Source organism: Anaerovorax odorimutans DSM 5092 (genome assembly GCF_000426305.1).
GTDB classification, from domain to species: domain Bacteria; phylum Bacillota; class Clostridia; order Peptostreptococcales; family Anaerovoracaceae; genus Anaerovorax; species Anaerovorax odorimutans.
Window position 1 is genome coordinate 22,584 of sequence record NZ_AUFC01000009.1, and the last position, 23,091, is coordinate 45,674.

Annotated in this window: 14 protein-coding genes and 1 riboswitch; all 14 genes read right to left on the reverse strand. The window is 33.8% G+C overall.

What is annotated here, in order from left to right; all coding sequences use genetic code 11:
• Nucleotides 1-466 precede the first annotated feature (466 nt).
• A complete protein-coding gene (locus K292_RS0104870; RefSeq protein WP_027398892.1) occupies nucleotides 467-1,555 on the reverse strand; it encodes an ABC transporter ATP-binding protein in 1,089 nt (362 codons plus the stop codon).
• On the reverse strand, nucleotides 1,536-2,615 hold the full coding sequence (locus K292_RS0104875) for an ABC transporter permease (protein ID WP_169515422.1): 1,080 nt from the start codon (nucleotides 2,613-2,615) through the stop codon (nucleotides 1,536-1,538). The genes K292_RS0104870 and K292_RS0104875 overlap by 20 nt, the downstream gene beginning before the upstream one ends.
• Entirely contained in the window at nucleotides 2,605-3,711 is a 1,107-nt protein-coding gene (locus K292_RS0104880) for an efflux RND transporter periplasmic adaptor subunit (protein WP_027398894.1), read from the reverse strand. Before K292_RS0104880 ends, K292_RS0104875 begins: the two co-directional genes overlap by 11 nt.
• Before the next feature lie 16 nt (nucleotides 3,712-3,727).
• Nucleotides 3,728-4,597 (reverse strand): carbohydrate ABC transporter permease, encoded by an 870-nt coding sequence (locus K292_RS0104885; RefSeq protein WP_027398895.1) that lies wholly within the window; start codon nucleotides 4,595-4,597, stop codon nucleotides 3,728-3,730.
• Entirely contained in the window at nucleotides 4,594-5,505 is a 912-nt protein-coding gene (locus tag K292_RS0104890; protein ID WP_084145899.1) for a carbohydrate ABC transporter permease, read from the reverse strand. The genes K292_RS0104885 and K292_RS0104890 overlap by 4 nt, the downstream gene beginning before the upstream one ends.
• A complete protein-coding gene (locus tag K292_RS0104895) occupies nucleotides 5,498-6,973 on the reverse strand; it encodes an ABC transporter substrate-binding protein (protein WP_027398897.1) in 1,476 nt (491 codons plus the stop codon). Before K292_RS0104895 ends, K292_RS0104890 begins: the two co-directional genes overlap by 8 nt.
• Nucleotides 6,974-7,184: 211 nt before the next feature.
• Nucleotides 7,185-8,756 carry a HAMP domain-containing sensor histidine kinase gene (locus tag K292_RS17725; RefSeq protein ID WP_051280340.1) on the reverse strand — a complete coding sequence of 524 codons (1,572 nt, stop codon included), beginning with the start codon at nucleotides 8,754-8,756 and terminating at the stop codon, nucleotides 7,185-7,187.
• Complete coding sequence (locus K292_RS0104905; RefSeq protein ID WP_027398898.1) at nucleotides 8,753-9,415, reverse strand: response regulator transcription factor; 663 nt, start codon at nucleotides 9,413-9,415, stop codon at nucleotides 8,753-8,755. Before K292_RS0104905 ends, K292_RS17725 begins: the two co-directional genes overlap by 4 nt.
• 450 nt (nucleotides 9,416-9,865) lie before the next feature.
• On the reverse strand, nucleotides 9,866-10,624 hold the full coding sequence (locus K292_RS0104915) for a class B sortase (RefSeq protein WP_051280344.1): 759 nt from the start codon (nucleotides 10,622-10,624) through the stop codon (nucleotides 9,866-9,868).
• A gap of 81 nt (nucleotides 10,625-10,705) precedes the next feature.
• A complete protein-coding gene (locus K292_RS0104920) occupies nucleotides 10,706-14,878 on the reverse strand; it encodes an MSCRAMM family protein (protein WP_027398900.1) in 4,173 nt (1,390 codons plus the stop codon).
• Between the two features lie 52 nt (nucleotides 14,879-14,930).
• Nucleotides 14,931-15,015, reverse strand: a riboswitch (cyclic di-GMP riboswitch).
• 59 nt (nucleotides 15,016-15,074) lie between these two features.
• Entirely contained in the window at nucleotides 15,075-16,202 is a 1,128-nt protein-coding gene (locus K292_RS0104925; RefSeq protein ID WP_169515423.1) for a response regulator, read from the reverse strand.
• Between the two features lie 16 nt (nucleotides 16,203-16,218).
• Nucleotides 16,219-19,269 (reverse strand): ATP-binding protein, encoded by a 3,051-nt coding sequence (locus K292_RS0104930; RefSeq protein WP_027398902.1) that lies wholly within the window; start codon nucleotides 19,267-19,269, stop codon nucleotides 16,219-16,221.
• Between the two features lie 177 nt (nucleotides 19,270-19,446).
• Nucleotides 19,447-20,205 (reverse strand): LytR/AlgR family response regulator transcription factor, encoded by a 759-nt coding sequence (locus K292_RS0104935; protein ID WP_027398903.1) that lies wholly within the window; start codon nucleotides 20,203-20,205, stop codon nucleotides 19,447-19,449.
• Between the two features lie 18 nt (nucleotides 20,206-20,223).
• Entirely contained in the window at nucleotides 20,224-22,668 is a 2,445-nt protein-coding gene (locus K292_RS16030; protein ID WP_051280345.1) for an ATP-binding protein, read from the reverse strand.
• Between the last annotated feature and the right edge of the window lie 423 nt (nucleotides 22,669-23,091).

Sequence of the window (23,091 nt, forward strand, 5' to 3'; positions counted from 1 at the left end):
ATATCCTTAAAATAAAGGATATCTTGATTAAAAAAATTTTGCAAGATCTATTTTAAAATAAATCATAAACATGTCAGTAAAATTTTAAATTCAGATAAATCAAATATATTTACAAAACATAATTTGTTTTATATATATTCCTTCGTCTCTTACACCCTTACACCCATTGAATCACTTTGATCATTATGCTTAATTAGAAAACATTGTACTTAAATAGCATAGACAACAAAGACTTTTTTCTGTACATGCCTCAATTTGAGTTGTATCAATAAAAATAGCAAAATACGATTTTTACCAATATCAAAAAGTGGGAAATTTATATTTTAACTGGGATTTATTTTGGCAGTAAAAAGGAGCTGGCTACTAAATATTTAGCACTACTACAGTCCCAGTGCCTTATAAATATATCTTGATTAATTTAAAACGGTGCTTATAATATGTCAACTTATATTGGCATCAAAGTATTTTAAATTGTCCTTTCTGTCTTCTTGTCAAAGATATGTATCTTATTTGAGTCAAAGGTTAAGTCAATAAAATTATCAGCCCTACAAGATTCTATAGCTGGCGTCTTAACTATAAACTTGCTTTCGCTTAATGCACAATGCAGATACATCTCTGAACCGAGATGTTCTACTAATTCTAGTTTCATCTTAATAGACTCTGAATCAGCTGCTTTCCGAACAAGAATATCCTCAGGACGAATACCTAATATAACTTCTCCTCCCTCATACTGAGCAAGTTTCTCTTTTCTGTTCTCTGCAAATTCTATGTAATGTCCTGAAAATTCAGTGCCATATTTGTCTCCTGTTTTTATAATTTTTCCATTAAAAAAATTCATCTGAGGTGTTCCGATAAACCCTGCAACAAAAACGTTGCAAGGGCTATTGTACAACTCTTGCGGAGTACCAATCTGCTGAATATATCCATCCTTCATTACTACCATTCGATCACTCATGGTCATAGCTTCCGTCTGATCATGAGTAACATAAATAAAAGTAGTTTCCAAATCTTTGTGCAGCTTTAAAATTTCTGTACGCATTTGATTCCTCAGTTTAGCATCCAAATTTGACAGAGGCTCATCAAGTAAAAACACTGCCGGTTCTCGAACCATAGCACGCCCCAGTGCTACACGCTGGCGCTGCCCTCCAGAAAGAGCCTTTGGCTTTCTGTCAAGGAGATGTTCAATACCCAGAATTTTAGCTGCATCCTCAACCTTTTGTTTTATTTCTTTTTTAGGAAGCTTTCTTAAAGTAAGTCCAAAGGCCATGTTTTTAAATACTGTCATATGTGGATATAAAGCGTAGTTCTGGAATACCATAGCAATATCTCTGTCCTTTGGTGCTGCATCATTTACCAGTTTGTCTCCTATGTATACTTCTCCAGCGCTTATTTCTTCAAGTCCTGCGATCATTCGAAGTGTAGTTGATTTTCCGCAGCCTGACGGTCCTACCAGTACAATAAACTCCTTATCAGCTATCTCCAAATTGAAATCATGAACTGCTGTAACATTGCCTGAATAAATTTTTTTTAAATTTTTAATTATAATCTCTGACATTGTTTTCTTCTCCCAATGAATGTAATTCTTGTATTAAAATTATAATGATATTTGTAAAAAATCCTATTATTATAATAAGTGATATATAAATATTCAGCTTTAAATTTGAAGCTATTATACTAAAATCAGAAGAATCATTAAACTTCATAAACGGCATATAATCACTGAAAAGCAAGAAATACTCGATAAAGCTAATGGTAATATTCAAAATCAGAATAATGGTTAATACCATTCCGATCAAAAGAAAAACGGCTTCTAAAACTTCTTTAAAATGATCCCGAACCAGCTCTATTATATAAATTTGTTTTGCTAAACTTCTTATATTATTTAAATTTTCCCTGAATCTAACTTGACTTATTTTATAAATAAAAATCAAAATACTGATAACCGCAAATTTCAATCCACTGAAAGATATTTTATAAACCAATCCCTCCAATTTTTTTAGATAAGTAAAACTATAATCATTTTCATCCATTATTGCTGATTTACATTTATTTTTTACTTGTTCTTCTGTTATATTGGCTTCCATTTTAACAGCAAAGGAATCTGGATTCGCACCTGAACAAGCAGCCGGAACGTAAATACTCTCTTTCTCACTTTTATCTTCTATCACACCCGTAACTGTATACTCATCCTGACCCGTATTTATCTTACTTCCGCATATATTAATATTTCCGAACATTGCATAGGAAGCAGCCTTATTTAAAACAGCAGATTTTTTTCGTTCCTTTTGATCCTGTTCTGTAAAAAAAGAACCTTTGATAAGATTGTTTTTCATAGTAAAAGGATATGAATAGTTAGTTTTTTTCAAATTTACTTCATAATTTTTGTTTAAAGCTTTTATACTTTCCTTCGATATAATTTCATAAGTCAAAAGAAATGAATCCCCATTAAGCTTTTCTAAAGCTTCCGCATTGATTTCCGATGTATTTGATGGAATTGGCATTACTAATAGCAAATCATCACAGTTCATAAGTTTCACATGAGCAGATATGAGCAGCAGACATATTAAGAAAGCTACTGCAAATATCCGTAAAATAATTTTAAGTTTACTTTGCAAAGAAATCACCTTCATTTTCAAGTATTACAGTATCTCCTGCTAATATTTCCTTATTGCAAAGCAATACAACCGGTTCAAAAAATGTAATTCCTTTTGTTATTATGGTATTCTCATTGTCGTTATCACCAATATACACTTTCAGCTTTTCAACATAAAATTCTTCTCCAAGCATACCCTTTCTTTGTTTTATCTGATACACAAAATATCCATCACTGTCCTTATTCAATGTACCGTTTGGTACAAGTGTATGAGATTCGCTGCTTTTCTTCTCAAACTTAACATCAAAGGTTTCTCCTGCTTTCACTTTATCTGATTTAATCAATACAGATACAGTTTTGTTCCCTTCTTCTGCTTTTACTTCATTAACAGTTCCCTCAAAAGAATGTGATGAATTTTCAAGCTTGCACTTGTCTCCCTCCACAATAAAATTGTTCTCTAATGCAATACTGCAATTTATTTTAAAATCCTCAGATAATCCACATTTTGCAATAAGCTCTCCACTATTTACTTTTTGACCTTCATGAACCGATAATTCCGAAACCATTATATTGTCAGGAGCATATATTGTCATTGACTCCGATTGAGAAAGGTCCTGATATTCAAGCATAAGCTTCTGTCTCTTAACATAAAGAGATTGAAGCTCTCTATCTACTTTATCATAATCGCCCCTCGGAACAGCACCTGCTTCATACAGCATTTTTAAGTCCCTGCAATCATTTTCTATATTTTTAATATCCATTTTCACCTGCTGAAGTTCATAAGACTTTTCTCTATTTTGGGATATTTCTTCTTTTGATAATGATAATCTTGCAATCGGCTGCCCCATCTTAACATAATCCCCCTGTTTAACAAAAATCTCTTCCACATTTCCTCCGTTATCAGTATACACTTCAACCTTATCTGCACATTCTGCAATTCCTTTAACCATTTCTAACTTGTCCAGCTTTCCCTTTAACGGAGTTGTTGCTGTTACAACAGGCAGGTTATAGTTATACACCGTTTTTGAAACAAAAGTGAGAATTAGAATCAAAATTATAATTACTGCTCCTATTGTTTTTATATTGATTCTTTTTTTTAAATGATCCAAATTATTCATGGCAACTTCCTTTTTTCTATTTTATTCCCGACAATTCAATTCCTTTTTCTAAGTCTTTCTGTCCAATGGTTAAAAACCAAAGAGGCAGAAGCATATAAACTGTAGATACCGCAAAAATTAAGCTGATGTTTTCTGAAGGTATCATAGAAAGAAATACAGAAAGCGGTTCCCTGTAATATTCTTTGATAAAGATAATTACCTGATCTACAATATTCCAATATTCTATAAATACCAGCATGGATAAAGCCGCAATGCCGGATTTCATTTCAGGCAAACCTATATGACAAAAAATATAAAGTGCACTTGCTCCATCCACCTGTGCGGCTTCAAAGTATTCCTTAGGTATTCCCTTCATAGTCTGCCTGAGCAAAAATGTACCGAAAGGACAAAATATTCCGGGAAGAATTATAGCAAGGTAACTGGTTGTCAAGCCAAGTTTATCAGCTACAATATAGTTTGGTACTAAAACTGCCTGAAGCGGCAGAAGCATTACTATAATATAAATTAAAAAAACTTTTTCTTTATGCTTCCATTGCCAAATTGTAAATCCATATGCGCTAAGCACAGATATGATAACATTTCCAATAACTACTGGTACTGTAATCTTAAGAGAATTTGCCAAAAGTATTAAAAATACAGGCTGATCAATCAACGCATTCTTATATTGTGAAACTGTAATCTGGCTTGGAATTAGTGGAATCTGTATAAACTTTTCCTTTACCCCATTTACTAAATCAAAAACCGAAAGCGTTGTAGTATAATGGGTTATGATATCATTTCCCGGCATAAAAGAATTTGTAATGGTCACAATAAGAGGAATCAAAAACAGTACTCCCAGCACAGTCAATATCCCCATAATGACCATATTTTGTAGTTTTTGGCTCATTCCCCATGCCTCCTTTCAAACCAGAATAAAAACTGAACCAGTAATGTGATAATTAAAACCATTATACTTGTAGCTGTTGTCAGTTTTTGATAATTCAATGAGTAAAACATATTGTTCATGAAATGCTGAAGCATATAGATGCTTTCATGAGGATATTTTCCTGTTATCAGGTAAATTTCTTTAAATACCTTAAAGGAATTTACAATAGACATAATTGCAACAAGTACAATCATTGATACCAACCCCGGTAAGGTTATATAAAAGAAAGTCTTAACTTCATTGGCACCGTCAACAGTGGCAGCTTCATAATTTTCCTTTGGAATATTATGAAGTCCTGCCATGAATAAAACCATATTGTAACCAAGATTCTTCCAAATAAAGATAACTGCTATAACATACAGCGAAGCTGAAGTTTCAAGCCAATTAATACCCTTAAGCCCAACTGTATTCAGTATCGAATTGACATAACCTTGATTCATAAACAATGCCTTCCAGAAAAACACCATTGAACCTGACGGAATCACCAGAGGTATGAGAAAAACCAAAACAAATAATTCTTTATACTTCTTTATCCGGTTAATCAGCATTGCTACCATCAAAGATAAGAACATACCCAAAGGGACACTGATTCCAATAAAAATTAATGTGTTTTTTAAACCCAAAAGATAAGGTTTGTTATGAAATAATTCAATAAAATTTCTAAGACCAACAAAAGAGCCGTTTACCGTTTTATCCATAAAAGCATATCCCATGGACACAAAAAATGGCCATATATAAAACATAATCAATCCTGCGAAGCCTGCAAGCAAGAATAAAAACGCAGGATCGATTTTGTGTTTTTTTAAGATTTTACTAGATTTCTTTATTTTAAATTTATTTAGTTTTCCTATTTCTTCTAATTTATTCATTTAGATATAACTCTATTTTTTTCTGCAAAATATTTGCTACTTCATTTGCTGTTTTTGAACCATCAAAATAGTATGATACTTCTTTTTCAATCATTGTATCTATAGTATCGTCTTTAATTGGGCAGCAATTTAAAGATGCAGAATATTTCTCAATTAATTTTTTATAAGTCTCGTACACTTTTTTCTGTTCCTCAGTTAACTCCTTGCCTTGTTGATCCATAGTATTCTCGCCAAGCGACAGCCCCAAAATATCCGACTTACATTTTTCCAAACAAGCTTCATTATTAATAGGCAGACCAATAGAAAACGATTGTGTATTACCATCTATAAGGAATTTGATAAATGCCCACGCTAAACCTTTATTCTCCGAATTAGAATTGATTCCATAAGCCTGCGTATATTTAAAGTTAATATTACCTTCCTTATTTGTCAAAAGCCCCAGTAATTTATCATTACTTTCATCTCCAGCCATAACATCAAACGAGTTTTCTGGATCTATTCCTACTCTTTTAAAAGCCTCATCTAGTAGAAAAAAATTCCCCTTAGTTCTATAGATATACTTTGCTTGAGTCATTTTTTTATAGTCTTCCATAGAAAATTCATTAGAACCTGAATCCAATTTCAAATAACCATCTTCTCCATATTTTTTTACTGATTTCAATAGCTTCACAAAGCTTCCGTCTGTCAAATTTACTTTTCTGTTTTTTACATCAATGAACTTTTCATAATCCGCTGAAAGTAATTCTCTAAGCATTCCTGCATCAGCAAATTCATCAAACATTTTTATTTGGCCATCAGAATTCTTATTTACACGTTGAAAAGGTATCTTCCCCGCTTCAATCAATTGATTATATGTAAACTTGCTGTTATTTTGCAGACTTTGTTTTTCATTTTCATCAAATAAAGAAGTATCATATGTAAGATAATAAAACATGTAATCCAAAGGCAGGATATACTGACCCCCTTTATATTCCATTGCATCCAGTATATTTTTTCGATAATCTTTAATATCAAAGCTGCTGTCAGCATCCATATAGTTCTGCAGATTTTCAAGCTGGCCACCATCTGCATATTTATAATAAGGCAGAACATCCATAGCCAAAATATCTGAACCTTTTCCGCTCATTAATTCCGTATTAATTTTACTGATATAATCAGTACGCTGCTGCTCATCATCACCCGCTGTCATCGTCACAATAGTTGCGCCTCCATCTTCCATCTCCTTTTGTTCAGGCATTGGAGCAAAGCATTCTATATTTATTTTCGTACCGGGATTCTTTTTTTCAAAAGCTTTTGCAGCCTTTTCAAGAGCATCTTTATAAGACATCGTATCATAACACGATACTGTAATCTCCCCTGATAACTTTTCATTTAATATATTTTTCACCGTTTCTTCTTCTGATTGTTCGCAACCTGTTGCTGAAATTACAAGAGTAACAGCACATAAAACTGCAATCCATTTTTTCATAATACACCTCCATTAATTATTTCAAATTATTTCCTATATAGGATACATGCTTAACCTGTATCCTATCTGAAATTTTTCTGTAGTTATTCTGTAGAGGAATATTTTTTTAGTCTACATCCTATTACAGATAATTCAAGTATAACAACACATAAAAAATACCACTGCTAGATTATAACTTAGCAGTGGCATCCCATATTTATCCAATATATATTTATTCATGAATGGGTATTTCCATCCAAAAAATCACATCTTTGTTTTGCATCTCCAAAGCAAATGTAATATGTAATGAATCAAGTATTTTTTTCACAATGGTTAAACCTAATCCTCCACGCCCATCGTCCCTACTTCTAGCTTTGTCCACTCTATAAAATGGCTGAAACAATTTTTCCCTTGTTTCTTCATCTATATGAGAATTAGTATTAAGAATACAAAAACGAATAGTATTATCATCCTGCACTTCGCTCCAAATGCGGATTATCTCTCTACTTGGTGAGTTTTGAATAGCATTCATTATTACATTTGAAAAAACATTACTTATCATTTTCCGATCAGTAAAACAAAAAACATTTTCTGGTACATTGATAATGATGCTTTGTTCCTTTTTATCCGCAAGCGTAGTATACTCTGGCAATAAGGAATGGATAATATCCAAAAGATTTACATTTTCTTTATGCGGAGCAATTCTTTCATCAGAAAGTTTAACAATTTCAAGAATTTCAGTTATAATTCGATTCTGAACACCCATCATACTTAAACATTCCCGCAAGTACTTTGGGTGATTATTGTAATCTCCTATTCCTGCTATCATTCCCTCTAAAAGTGCAGAAGCTGCAGCAATAGGTGTTTTAAGTTCATGTGAAGCAGCCGAAAAGAAATATCTTTGATTTTCTTCCATTTCTTTTCCATGAGTAATTTCATCTTGCAGTTTTGATATAGTATATTTCAATTTTTCATACATATTATGAACGTCCTTGGCCAGCTGTCCTACTTCATCCTCTCTTGAAAAGGATAGTGAAACCTCTTCAAGGCAAGCCATCTTACGAGTATCATTAGCCAATTTTTTGATTGGGCTTGTAATTCCTCTTGCAAACAATACTGCTCCTGCAATGCTGGCACAGAGCAAAAGACACAAAATAAATACTGCTTTTTTTATAAACTTCTTATATATATCTTCACTGCCTGTTACCACTTCAGTACAAATAATCATATCATCATCCAAACTAATAGTAACCGTCTCAACATTATCTTGTGTTTTATCTATATCACTACATATATATGATTCATTATTTGGTTCAATCGCCACAGATTTTATGCCATCTTTAGTATTTTTATCTTGAATTTCTAATTTTATTTTTTCACTATTATTGGAATCAATTGTAGCTGTCCCTGAAGTTGTGTCCCTTTTAGAATCAATTTCATTCGAAATTATGGCACTTTTTTTCTGTCGTTCTAAATTATCTGAATTCAAGGATTCTTCACTATCACTTGTAATTTTTGTTGTATAAACCACATATCCATCTTTGTTTTCAATACTAAACGGAAACGCTTGATTCTTATCATGAAATTCATTTGCCGATTTTACAATCTGGTCAATTCCGAAATCTTTTGAAATGCTTACTTTTAATGGTTGAAAAATAGTATTATACTGCTGTACTTGAAGATAATCATAAAAGTCTTTAAACTGCTGTGCAAAAACCATTACAGTAATGCCTATTGTAAGTAAAAGAAAAAGCAAGGTATATAAAAAAACCTTTCCAAAGAATCCAAATTTCTTTACAATCATGCTTCTTCCTCCAAACAATATCCAATTCCTCTAATTGTTTTTATTACATTAACAGGCAATTTGCTTCTCAGATTTTTAATGTGTGTATGTACAATTCCCTCATCGCCATCATAATCATAGCCCCATATTTTTGTCAAAAATGTCTCATGTGAAATAACTTTTCCTTTATTTTGTGCAAGTAAAAGTAAAATTTCAAATTCTCTCAAAGTAAGAGGTAATTCTGTTTTATCATAAACAGCCTTAAAAGATTCTGTAAATAAAGACAATTTTCCAACGCTGATTTCTTTTTTAAGCAAACCGCTTCTTCTCAGCAATGCTTCTACTCGTTTTATAAGAATCAGCATAGAAAAAGGCTTAATCACATAATCATCGGCTTCATTTTGAAAAGCTGTCAACTGATTTATATCATCTGACAATGCCGTCATCATCAAAATCGGCGCATTACTAATCTTTCTAAATTCTTTCAAAAGTTCTTGTCCATTTAAATTGGGAAGTAAAATGTCAAGAATCGCAAGATGATAGTTTTTGTCATAAAACATTTCCAAAGCAGTTTCACCATTACAAGCAGTGTCAACAGAAAATCCTTCATTTTGAAGAAAGGTTTTAACTGTGTCACAAATATGTTTATCATCTTCTACAACTAAAATCTGAATATCCATTACATTACCTCTTTTGCATTATTTTAACACAGTAATCTGAAGTTTTTCTGAAATATTTTAAAATAGTTCATTATCATATATAAGCAAAAACAGAGTGACAAGAAATTGATAATCAATATTCTTTACCACTCTATTTTAACCGCTCCTTAATAAAGAGCTGTCATAAAATTTTTTATCATATTAGGTCTGATTTCTGCAAAAGATTTTTTATAATGATTGCCACTTGCGCACGGGTTATATATACTTTGGGAAAAAGAGTATAATTTTCATTATCTTCTATCACTTTCGTCATGGATAGTATCCTCCGACTAATGTCCTTCTATTTACGTGTAATCGCTTTTTGATTAATAATAAAGTCTACCGTTCTTTTTGCATCATATTGTGAACTGATATTCAAATTGATTATTAGATTCTGTTCAGCATTAATGTAACTTACTTCATGATAGTATATTAGTCAGTGCTATCAACTCTTTTTGCTACAACAGCAAGCCTCCCATTTTCAGTCCAGTAGTCGCAGGTTGAAAGGGTGATTAGTGAGTCTCCGTACTCAGCTGTTCTCCCCGTTTGATAAAGAGACAGTTTCTCAATATTGCTAACATACTCATCAAATTTTGCTTTTGTCTCTATATTCGTATATTGATAGTATTTGAAGACATCTTGATTTTTTCTGTATACTTGCGAAACAAAAACTGCAATAATTTCATAAACACCCTCTTCATATATAGTATCAAATTGAATAAAAGGATGTTTTTTATAAAAATCTTGGTTTTTGTAGTTTTTGAGCATTCCAAACATGCTCCCATCCGCAAAGTAATGTCCGTAAATAATCCAGTTGGTACTTGAGCTTAGAAGGTTACTGGATATGTCCAAATAAATGGCCCCATATTTACTTTTTTTCCTATCCGGACCATGCGTAAGATAAAAATTATTATCTTCTATTGGTTTCATAACTGGGTAATCTATCATGGTATCATCTATTCTAATCCAACCTGCAAACTGTGGATTTTTCTCATAGTTAGTTAGGAACTTTGGTAATATTTCAGTTCCTTTTATTTTTTTTATATGTGATACGTTATCCTCTCGAATATTTTCACTCATTTCTTTCTGCATCTCATCTGAATAATAGGATTTCACGGAAGTATACATAAGATAAGAAGTACTGAATAAAAATAAAAGAAGAAAGGTGATGGTTAAAATTTTTAATTTCAATTTAAACACCACCTTTCTACTTATTTTATAGCTTTATTCCTATATTAATTTTCTTTAAAGCCTCTTCTCACTTACTCTTATCTAGGACTGCAATTTTCTTCTTCTTAAAACTTCTGTCAGAATTAGTCCGATTACTGAAAGAACAGCTAAAAAGATTATAAAGTTTATTGATATTAAGCTGACCCCTGTCTTAGGAGTATCATCCAAATCTGCTGGGCCCATAGGAACATCTTCATCAATAATCCATCCTGCCGGTACTTCTTCAGGATCAATTTGAGAAATTTCTCCACTTTCTATCTTATAATTTTTGAATTGAACGGTAACATCACGTTTTCCTGCCTGATCTGTCAATTGGAAAGAATACTCCTTACTGCTTTTCTTATATCCTGCTGGCGCAAATTTTTCTCTTAGAGAATATTCTACACCCAGCTCCAATTGCTCAAAAATTACAACTCCATTCTTATCTGTTAACTTAGATGTTTGAATGAGATTCTTACTTTCATCAATCAGTTCAAAAGTAGCACCAGATAAAGCCTGTGAAGGATTTTCTCCATCCACTTTTATGATTTTTAAACTTCCCAGAATTGCCTCAGGTGTGGTAATGGAACCTGGTGTCGTTACTCCTCCAGGCGTAGTAGTTTTGCCACCATCACTGCCACCACTGCCACCACCATTACTATTTTTTTTAGTGTTTGTAAAGACAGCAGTATGAGTTTTATTTGTGTCAATTATTCCCTTTTCACCTGTATGGGTGGTGGTATATCCATCACTGGAATAATCCTTTTCCGTTACGACATACTTCAAATCCTTGGGTAGTCCGTTGATGGTAATGGCATCACTGTCTTTAAGGTAAAACCTATCTCCGCTTTGGATTACTCCAGACAGCAAACCGTCTTTATTAATATATTGATAGGAGTTAATGTTCATCGAGCCATCAGCATTAAAAAATTCTATTATAAATTCGAAAGCTCTATTTTCATTGGCATTACCTGCAACGATTTTTTGAATCGTCAGGTTTCCTACTGTGTTGTCCGCAAAATCTATTACAGAGAGCTTGTTGGAATTCGCTCCTGTCTTTCCATCAATGGAAGAGCTAACTGTAGTACTTACAGTCGTTACTGTAATAGTGTGAATCACGCCTTCCAGCGAATATCCTACCGGCGCTTTTGTCTCCTTAAGCAGATACGTTCCGTCAGGAATAACCTTCAGTATGAGTTTGCCATCAATTCCGGTTGTTCCCTTACGAATGACCGTCTTACCATCCTGGGCGTAAAGCGTGAATTCCGCTCCGGCAAGAGGAAGACTTGAACCATCAGTCTTGGTGATTTCTAGCCAGCCGTTTCTCTGTAGAGTAGCAAAACCATCTTGTTCAGAAATGGCATAATCTGTTCCAGTTGCTTCAACATCTCCACTGCTACCAATCAACTTCACATGATTTAATACCGTACCCACTATGCCGGTGACATCCGTAATGTAGGTCAGTCGATAAGCCTTACTACTATCTGGTATTTTGAAAGTCAGAATCCGTGTTTCGTTGTCATACGAAAGATTATCACCGAGATTCAAAGCCACTGGAGTTCCTATCTGGTACGTTCCATCCGCTTTAAGCAACATTTCGTTCGCTGTGATATTGCCGTTGACCAGCAATGTACCGGCATTATCGGTTCGCAATTCTAGTCCCATAGGCAGCTTATCCTCGATTCTTCTTTCACCATTCTTCGTTAAATCGTAGGATTTGTATTCCACTGTCCATTTTACTTGTCCAGCCTCCAGTAATGCATTGGTCTTATCCAGTACTTTATTCACTATGGAAACAGCTCGTTTAACGGATACTCCTGGCTGCCAGTTTTCAGCTTTTAAACCCAGACTATTTTCTTCTGTCGTAATCTTATTTGTATCAAAGTAATCCTCTATTTTATCTGCTTTAGGTTTCGCCTTTACCAAAATAACATAAGGCTTATCCAGTGTAGAAAAGGTAAAGGTGGCTGTCTGAGGATTTATACCTTTCTCAAATACTGGTGTTAGTCCAGTCACATTGGCTAGTGCTGTACCAGAAGCCTGCAAGGTTCCAGTTGTATTTGGAATTCCCTCGAAAATTAGAAAGTCTTTTCCGGGGAGAATCTCCACAAACTCCCAGTCAGCTGGCAGCGTGTCGGTGGCAATTGCAGACCCTAACTTATCACCAACCGCATTTATGTCAGCTCCTGTCCAGTTCAGACCATTAGCGTTAACGCTGAGGCGAAAAATCACTGATTTGTCTATGTAGTGAAAGCCGTCGGATGCTGTTGTTGTAATGTTGTTGACCCCATCTGCGGGATCATTATGAGCCTCGCGTTTAAGCATTTCTTTAGCAAGCACCCTACTATTATAAGAAGGATTTGCCGTCACCTCTGTAAGCTTTGTCGTACCGTTGAACAGCATGGCTGTATTGTATATCTGCTTGCTGGTGTTACTAGCAAAGATATCTGGATTCAGGACGAGGGTATCAAAGGTAAATTCATTGACCTGCGTACCCGACAGACCCGTGAATACAAGTAGATCTGCAACCGGTTTACCATCTTGCATTATAGTATGCACAGTAGGCGCCGAAACAAGCGTCGGTCCTATGTTGGTAAAGTTGCCGTTGTATTTCTGGTCATACCGAATATTTGTAATGTCTGAAGTGTTAATCCCTGCAGGCCAACCAGTAGCTGTTGCCTTATCAAACCCACTAGTGCTGTTTCCATAAACCAGAAGATCATATACCTTAAGATTGTCAAGGCTGCTCTGCCCTTTTGCGTCCACCTTCAACGTCCATTTCACAGTACGATCTTTGACATTTACCGTTCCGGTTTTAGTAATTGCATTATATCCGATATTCACCCCAATATCACCTGTTGTCAAACCATCAGAACCGGGAGAACCGTCCCAACTAATGCTAGCCTTGTTTGTATATTTTGTGATTGTCGTCGTGCCGTTTGTATCATCCGCTACACTGGTAATAAGGAGTAAACGACCTTTCCTGTTAATATCGCCGATTTCATATTTCCCATCCACAGGTGTCGAAGGAAATGTCTTTATTTCTGCCCATGTATCAGGAGCAGTTTCTTCTTCCCATTTCGCTGATACCCAGGTCAGACCAGGATTCAGTACATCGGTAATCACGACGTTTTTAAGAGATGCTCCTTCGTGGTTAGCGGTAATGGTCCATGCGATGGTACGCCCTGTAGGAATATAAGTACTTCCTCCTGTATCACTTGGCAAACCAGTTTTTTCAATCCATTTCGGAGGAGTGAATTGAACAGTTCCCAAAGCATCTTTTTTCAGAACATCAGAGCTATCCTTCAGAACGGCTTTGTTCATAATCGATTGCTCTCCACTACCATAATACTTGTCCTCGGGTATTTTGGTTACAAAACTAATATTTTTTGGGCTTGTAGAGCCTTTCGGGAAAATATAACTTAGTATAGAACCCGTATAATCAGGCGTCGGTGAGACTATCCCACTGACTGCAAAAGTATCCGCAACATAACTGCCCACCTTGCTTAAATCATCCACAAACTTGTAACCTTCCAGATCAATAGGATTGCCGGCCTTTACTGCTCCCACTGTTACATTCCATTCAACCTGCCTTTCGGCTAGATTTACAGTCCCCGATTTTACCACTGTATATTCAACTGGAGCTTCCGCTACATGTACAGTGAAGTTTTTCTCCAAAATACTAACGGTTACATCCTTCTCTGTGCCGTCATCACCGGTTTTATCATATTTTAAATTTGCGGTGAATTGACATTTAACCGTATTAAGAGTAGGGTCGCTACCATCAAACAATAGCTCATCTCCGTCAAATTGGACTTCGGCAAACACTTTACCCGCTTCCGAACCAGTGCCGCTTACAAGTGTAAGATGCCCAACCGTAATAGTGCCAAATTTTAATTCCTTTGATCCTGTACTGCTCGCCATTAAAGCAAATTTATCGCTCACCTCAAAACGAGCTGTATCACCTGCATTAACAGGATTTGCAGGAGTTGGTTCATCACCTATTACAGGCACCCGAAAGGAGATTTCCACCGAAAGTTCTTTTTCGCTGTCTATTTTATCAGAAGTTGTCAATATCTTATCATCTTGCTTCAGCGTTACCTCCTGCTCAGTGAGATTATCTGTCACATCTGTTCCCTCTGCAGCATACGCTACGGGGGTAAATAACGAAAATAGAAGCATCAACACAAGGATAAATGCAATTGGCGACGCCGGACTTCTTTTTCTGTTTCTCATCCTATTCCTCCTTTGAATAAATATTATTTTTATACAAAGTAAAGTAACGAGATGAAAATTAAGCCGGTTGCACTACTTGCTCATTTTATACCAAGTGCCCAAATATAGTATAAACCTCAATGCAGTCTCAATAATTCTGCTACATTACTTCTCCTCTTGAGTTTATACTCTCCTGCTCACAAAACCCTCACAACTGCTATAATTTTTGAAGATTCGTCAAAAATTCTCTGTAAAACTTTTTTGTAGAATCCTTTGGATCGATATGTAATTCTTTTCTTAGATATTCCTCCAGACGTTTATAGCAATAAATTATCTGCATCTTATTCCCTGTAAGACAATACAGCCACATCAGTCTCACTACAGAGTCTTCATTTGTTGGTTCTATTTTAATTATCTTTTCAAAATGCTTTTCAGCCTGATAATAATTTTTACAAACCATATAATACTCTGCAAGTTTTTTTCTTCCTTCTAAATAATTTCTTTTTATCTTCTCGCTTTGCTCTATAGCCCATATGTACCCTTCTGATTCAAACAATTCACCCTGATAAAGATTCAGTACCTTTTCAAAAGTCAAAATGTTCTTACTTGTTATCTCTTGATTACTATTCAAATAAATTATCATTTCCTCTGCATCCCATAAAAGACTCTGTAAATCAATAAAATATTTCCCCTTATTGCATTGAATAGTCGTTTTAATCCCCCCTGCCTTTAAAGCGCTTTTCATTCGGTTCATTGTACTGTGCAGGCTGTGAATTGCTTTCTCCGGTACAGCATCAGGCCAAAGAATATCACAAAGTTGCCACTTATCCAACTCTCTATCTCTTTCACAAAGAAAGTAAGCAAAAAGCTCCTTGGTTTTTAAAGTAGGCCACTTAACCAATTCTCCCTCTTTCTCTCCATAAATCTGTAATCCCCCAAGTGATAGAATCTTGTTTTTCTTTCGCTGCTCCCAAAGATTCTTAGGAGGTTTGTAATATTTTAGCAAACGCTTCACGGTAATATTCAAACTTTCCATAGTAATAGGCTTCATAATATAGTTCACCGCATTAACTTCAAAAGCTTCCAGTGCATAATGCTCATACGCGGTAACAAATACGACTTGAGTATCATCTTTCTCCTTGATTCTCGCCGCAAAATCGATTCCGTTTAAATAAGGCATCTCTATATCAGCGAAAACCACATCCGGTAAAAGTATATCCATCTGCTCCAGGGCCTCTTGTCCGTCCATAAATTCTCCAACGATCTCAAGATTTTCATTTTTGCTAATTATTCTTTTTAAAAGTTCTAAACTAGGCCTTTCATCATCAATAATTATAGTTCTCATCTGATCCCCCCTTACATCAATCATTCTGCTGAATTCTTATAGTTACTGTGGTCCCTTCTCCAAGCTTGCTCTCTATCTCAATTTGTGATTTCTTCCACTTCTTGATCCTTTTACTAATATTTAAATAACCGATGCCTTCATTTCTGTACTCTAAATTTTTTAAAGTTTGCAATTTTTCTGCAGACATTCCTATACCAGTATCCTGCACTTCTATCCACAGATTAGAATCCTCTTTTTTGACAGAGATAAATACACTCCCTCCCTCCTTCTTTTTACAAAGTCCATGCTTTATTGCATTCTCCACTAATGGTTGTATGCAAAGAGGTGGAATTTCTGTATTTAAAAGATACGGTTCAATATCATATTTTACTTTAATCTTATCCCCAAAACGAGCTTGTTCAATTGCCACATAAGCATCAATCATTTCAATTTCTCTATTAAGAGGAATGATCATAAGCTTATGGTCTACATCAAAAGTCAATCTTAAATATTTACTGAAGTCTGTAAGCAGCTTAGCTGCCTTTTCACTGTCTGTATAACAAAAAGAAATCATCGTATTTATAGCATTATAAAGGAAATGGGGTTTAATTTGCGCTTGTAAAAAAGCTAATTCACTTTTCACCGCTTCTTCCATAGATTCCTTTAATTCAATTAAGGTTTTTACTCTTGCTTTGATCTCCGATTCACGGAAAGGTTTTAAAATGAAGTCATTAGCTCCAGCTTCTAATCCAAGATTCAAATCATGATTTTCCATTCCTACCACGGAAATTATAATTGGAAGTTTGATTAGAGAATAGACTTCTCTTATTTTTTTGCAGATTGAAATACCGGATACCCCTGGCATCATCGCATCCAGTATTATCAGATCCACCTGCTGGTTCTTTATAATTTGCAGAGCTTCTTCGCTGGAAATTGCCGCCAAAATACGATATCCTTCATCTTCTAATACATTAGCGGCAGTCTGGATATTAAAGATTTCATCATCAACAACTAGTACAGTATTTCTATTATCATGTTCTTTATTAGCTTCAGCATCTAACGATATTTTTTTTGAATGAACATGATGATCTAAAGCCTTTAATTTTTTCTTTTCCCCGACATGTGCTACATTTCTCTTTGACGTGGCTTTAGGTAAAATAACTGTAAATCTGCTTCCTTTACCCATTTCTGACCATTCCACATAAACCTTGCCATCCATCAGTTCAAGCAGACGGCGAGATACATATAACCCCAATCCAATACCTTCAGAGTTTAAAGTCATATAAGGTTGGAAAATCTCTTCCCACTTTTCTTCCTGAATCCCCGGTCCATCATCCTCTATGAAAATAGCAATCATGCTCTTTTCTTGCTTACCTCGAATCCATATGGTTCCTTGTTCCATATTTTGTAAAGAATTAAGGATCAGATTCCACAAAATCTGCCTTACTCTACTTTCATCCGCCTTTACTAAAAAAGATTCCTTAATATCTAGTACTATTTCAATTTTTCTATTTTCTACTAATTCCCTCATACTATCAATGACAAGCTCTGCGCAAACCTTCATATCTACAGAAGATAATTTCATCTTCAGCTGATTATTGTTCAGCAAAGTCAGATCCAAAGAAGTATCTACAATATTTAATAATTTTTGAATAATATTTTTTGTAAGTACGGCATTTTTCATGCACTTTTCTTTAGAATAAGCATCCTCTGAACGCTCTTTAATGATATAGTCTGAAATATTTAAAATACTATTTAAAGGAGCCTTAATTTCGTAAGATGTCTTAATTATGAACTCATCCTTAATCTTGTCCAGTTTTATCATTTTCTCATAGTTTACTGCAAACCGGAAAGCAATAATAATCTGAGAAAGAAGTACAAAACCGCAAAAAGCTATGGATCCGAGTATCCTACTGGAACTCCATGTTAGATTATATAAAAAATTGCTGAAAAAGGCCGTGAACAGGCAAGTAGTACATAATAAATAAAGAAGAACCTCCTTTTTCATTATTACATCTTTCTTTACACGATCGTATGCAATCCATAATTTTATAATAATATAAAGGTATATTAAACAAGTAAATGTAAAAATGATCCCATTCAAATAGCTGGTATACTTATAATCCATAAATATAATAACAAAAAAATAAATGGAAAAAATAATAAATATTATACGTACCAGAAGATTTGAAATCACCCATTTTTCTACAAAATTAATATAAGCTGTAGTAGAAAATGGTACCCCTATAAGACTAATTAGCTGAATTTTACAAAATAATTCAAAAGGAATATCAGGAAAAAATCCATAAATTATCTTTTGACCCGTAAAAAGCAACAGGATTGCTAGCGAAAAAAATTGAAAAGAAGCATACAATGAACCTTTATCTTTTCCGCCTGTGTAACAAAGATACAGATAATAGACACCAAAGAAAAAGGATAATATTGCTCCTGATAATTCTATAGAATCAATTACAGTTTTTTGTAATTCAATATTTTTTTGACTGCCTAATATTATATATAAGCTATTGCTGTGGAAAGGATAATCAAAATTTGCCATTTGCAGCAGAATTTCTATTTCTTCTCCATCAACATCAAAATAGGAGTTATATGCGGCATTTTTAGGTACATAGCCTTCGTTCTTTTCGGCTGGATTTCCGCAAACTCCTTCCATATGGCCGTTTACATAAAGTCGATTACTCATTCTAATGTTATCTATTTTAATTCCAAAAGGCTCTTTTGAAGGTCTTATTTTTACGTTCAATCGAAAAGTTCTGATTCCTCTTGGATTTAACTTTAGGTTATGGGAATTCTCAAGCTTGCTTCCCGTTAGTTTAATATATCCCGTAAGTTGAGGTTTGCTGCCTGTTGTGAAATTAAAATCTTCTGGGGTAAGTAGCTGACCTTCGTAGCACTCCCATTCGCCATCCAGTTTAACCATACCATCTTCATGAAAATCGAATGAAGAAAGGTTAAGCTTTCCTTGCACTGCAGAAGGCGAGTTTCTTATAAAAAAAAGATTTGATGTATAAAGAAACAAAATTAATAGAGCAAATAGAATAATGGTAATAATTTTTATAATATCTTTCACGGATTTTCTCCTTGTTTTGTATACTAATTATTGTAATAATATCTAATCACAAGCAACAAAGTATGATTTAAGAAACGTTAGGCAAATTATTAATAATTTTTATGAGATATTTTTATTTAAGATTATAAATCAAAAGAAGGGAAAAAATAAATTACCATAATCCCAGATTCGGTGTAATTACATATTTCCAATTAATTCTTTTACTTCCATAATATGCGATTTGCTAACAGGAATAATAGCCGAATAATTTAATTTTATATTAAAAGTACCGCTACTTGTAGGCATAATTTCTGTAATATGTGTAGGATTGATAATGTAACTTCTATGGCATCTAAAAAAGCCTCTACTTCTCAGCCGTTCATCCATCTCTTTCATTGTTTTCTTAGTAGTATAATCCCCTTCCGCAGTTACAACAGCAACAAATTTAGTCATGGCTTCTACATATAAAATCTCATTAAAATTAATAAAATGATAGTTCTCACCATCAAAAACAACAAGCCTATCAGATGTTTTATTCATTATTTTTTTTAAATCTGTCAGCTGATTAAACAATCGTTCTTTGGTTTGAAAATTATTTTCTAACATTTTTCGTAATTTTTCAACTGTTTGTGTTAAACGACTCAATCTTACAGGTTTAACAATGTAATCTATAGCATTCACTTCAAAAGCCTGCAGTGCATAATTGTTATAAGCCGTAACAAATATAATTAAAAGATTTTCGTTATGCTCTAGTATCTCAACAGCAAAACTCAGTCCGTTAAGGATGGGCATATCAATGTCAATAAAAACCACATCTGGTTCCATCATCTCAACTTCTTTCAGGGCAACAAGTGGGTCTGTAAACTGAGCAATAACATTAACATCATCAAAATTATTAAGTTGATAAGATAGTTCATCAAGAGCTGGCAGCTCATCATCAATTAAAATTACTCTCATAAATATTAATTATTCCTCCTAGTGTGAAATCCTTAATTGTACTTTGGTTCCATGCCCCGGGTCACTTTCAATTTCAAGACCATGCCCATATATGGCCATCATACGTCGCTGTACATTATAAAGTCCAATTCCCACACCATCCACCTTATTTTGTAATAGCTTGGGAATCAATTCAGCATTTAAACCAACACCATCATCTTCAACAGTTAGTAATACATCCTCACCGTCATATTTTACAGAAATTCGAACTGTACCACCTAACTGTTTTTCAAGAATACCATGGCGAACGGCATTCTCTACAATAGGCTGTAGCACTAAATGTGGAACATTGCATTTTATACTCTCATCAATGTCATATTCCACCTTAAGCTTATCCTTAAATCGAGCCATTTCAATGAAAAGGTATGACTTAATTATACTGATTTCCTTTAAAATGGGCATTGTTTTTTCCATAGAAGGAACATTAAAATTTTCCCGAAGATATTCGCTAAGCCCAATAATCATTTCCCTTGCCAAATCCGAATCAGTTCTTATGTATGATACAATGGTGTTAAGTGCATTGTAAAGAAAATGAGGTTTAATCTGTGATTGCAGAAAATATAGCTCTGCTGAAAGAGCCACTTCTGTTGTTCTTTTTAGCTCTATAAGTGTTTTAATGCGAGCTTTTAATTCTTTGTTATTAAAAGGCTTTTGTAGATAATCGTTGGCACCAACATTAAACCCAACAACCAAATCCTCATTAATATTTCTTGCCGTAAGAAGAAGTATTGGTAATTGTGACAACGTATAAAGTTTCCTTATTTCAATGCAAACATCAAAACCAGACATCTGTGGCATCATTATGTCCAACAAAACAAGATCATATTGTAATCCATTATTAAGTAAATCCAAAGCTTCTTTACCGCTGTATGCAGGTATTGGTTGATAACCTTCTTTAGTTAAAATATTGCTCATAATTCTAATATTAATTGGTTCATCATCAACAACCAAGACTCTTGGCAAGTTGTCTCCATTTAAAGTTGGTTCTTCAACGGTTTGAATATCATAATCAAGATCTAATTCATTTTCCCATTTTTTTTGTGGTAAAACTTCTGATATTGAAATTTTAACGTCATCTTTTCTTACCGGTATTGAAAACATAAACTGAGATCCTGCCCCAGGTATTGATTCTACCCATAATGTTCCTCCATGAAGCTCCACAAGGCTCTTTGTAATTGACAATCCCAAGCCTGTTCCGCCATATTTTCTTGAAATCGAACTGTCGGCCTGTTCAAAGGCATTAAAAATATATCTCATCTGTTCCTGAGCAATCCCAATGCCAGTATCTGATACCGTTATCTGTATTTGATCCTCAAATTTTACTGCGGTAATTCTAATTTCACCAGAATTAGTAAATTTCAGTGCATTTCCAATTAAATTGAATAAAATCTGCAAAAGACGATTTTCATCCACATAAATTAAATCAAGATTAGGATCAATATCATTAATAAGTTTAACCATTTTATTCCTTGTTTGATGTTCAAAAGACTTACAAACCATGTCTGTTAAAATATAAATATCCACATCCTGCTTCTGAATAATAATATCTTGATTACGAAGCTTTGAAAAATCTAATATATCTTGAACCAAACCAGATAACCTTTTTGCACTTGAAACTGCAAGTGAAATGTCATAAAGTTCTTCATCACTAAAATCTACATTCTTTGATTCTAAAATTGGTTCAAGAAGACCAATAATACTATGCAAAGGTGTTTTTAGCTCATGAGTTGTATTGGCAAGAAATTCATTTTTTAAATTATCAAGCCTCTGAAGTTCTTCGTTTTTTTCCTCTAACTCCTTGGAGTATTTCTGAATCAACAGGAGTTGTTTTTGGTTATCCAAAAATTGCCGCCTTATCATCTTATTACCCCAGAAAGCAATTCCAGACATTATTAAAAATATTGCATATCTCCCTACATGATCCGACAAATCAATATATGTCCACAAAAATGGTGATTTTACTGTAAATATAGTAATCCAAAAAAGACCAAAAATAAATGAATAAACCCAAAAAATGCTAGTTGAGTAATAGCACATGCTTATAAAAACCATGATAAGGACATTGCCCCAAACTGTAATACCACCAAATTTACTACCATCAAAAGTTATAATTATAGTGGAAATTGCTACAACATATGACATTGCCAATGTGTGCATAATTAAAGCTTCTCGTACTTTTAGCTTTTTCAGAATAAAGGGTAAAAATGATACAATAAGAATTACAGTACAGTCTACCAGTACATGCATAATCCAACTTTTATTATCTTGAATTCTTGTCAGTTCTTCAACAACAAAGATAAAGCAACAGAAAATTGCCACTACAAAGGTATTTCGTGATACAGTTGCATTTGCATCTGCATTCAGTTTTTCTGCTAAATCAGCATCTATTTTATCTATCATTTTATATTTTTTAAATATATTCATTATCCCACCCTAATTTTAATAGATTAAAAAACAAAAAAATTTAAACAACTTATTATCACATAAGTTATTATTAAATTCCCTAATCCTTTTAAATCAAATACTCTAGAATTTTTAATTATTTATAATTGTACATCCATAATGAGATTTTGTCTAAGCATTTATATCTTTAAGCTTATAACTGTTAATAATACTTCACTACAATTCTTAAACTTTTTATTTATAACTCATCTAATCCGCAAAATTTCTAAATTCATTTAACATTATGCCACAGTTTTACCTTCTTTGACCAGTTCCCTAAAACTAAAATCAGGGATTTTCAAAACTAATAGTCTTAGAAAAAAGACTGGTATTCTTTAAAATCCCTAGCTTTAATAATTTTATATTCATAATTTTTAAGCCTTAACAGCAACACTACTACTCTAC

Bases quoted from the DNA above. Each gene is read 5' to 3' on its own strand.
- K292_RS0104920 (WP_027398900.1), bottom strand. From the start codon at position 14,878: ATGAGAAACAGAAAAAGAAGTCCGGCGTCGCCAATTGCATTTATCCTT.
- K292_RS0104905 (WP_027398898.1), bottom strand. From the start codon at position 9,415: ATGGATATTCAGATTTTAGTTGTAGAAGATGATAAACATATTTGTGAC.
- K292_RS0104925 (WP_169515423.1), bottom strand. From the start codon at position 16,202: ATGAGAACTATAATTATTGATGATGAAAGGCCTAGTTTAGAACTTTTA.
- K292_RS0104885 (WP_027398895.1), bottom strand. From the start codon at position 4,597: ATGAGCCAAAAACTACAAAATATGGTCATTATGGGGATATTGACTGTG.
- K292_RS0104935 (WP_027398903.1), bottom strand. From the start codon at position 20,205: ATGAGAGTAATTTTAATTGATGATGAGCTGCCAGCTCTTGATGAACTA.
- K292_RS16030 (WP_051280345.1), bottom strand. From the start codon at position 22,668: ATGAATATATTTAAAAAATATAAAATGATAGATAAAATAGATGCTGAT.
- K292_RS17725 (WP_051280340.1), bottom strand. From the start codon at position 8,756: ATGATTGTAAAGAAATTTGGATTCTTTGGAAAGGTTTTTTTATATACC.
- K292_RS0104880 (WP_027398894.1), bottom strand. From the start codon at position 3,711: ATGAATAATTTGGATCATTTAAAAAAAAGAATCAATATAAAAACAATA.
- K292_RS0104895 (WP_027398897.1), bottom strand. From the start codon at position 6,973: ATGAAAAAATGGATTGCAGTTTTATGTGCTGTTACTCTTGTAATTTCA.
- K292_RS0104870 (WP_027398892.1), bottom strand. From the start codon at position 1,555: ATGTCAGAGATTATAATTAAAAATTTAAAAAAAATTTATTCAGGCAAT.
- K292_RS0104890 (WP_084145899.1), bottom strand. From the start codon at position 5,505: ATGAATAAATTAGAAGAAATAGGAAAACTAAATAAATTTAAAATAAAG.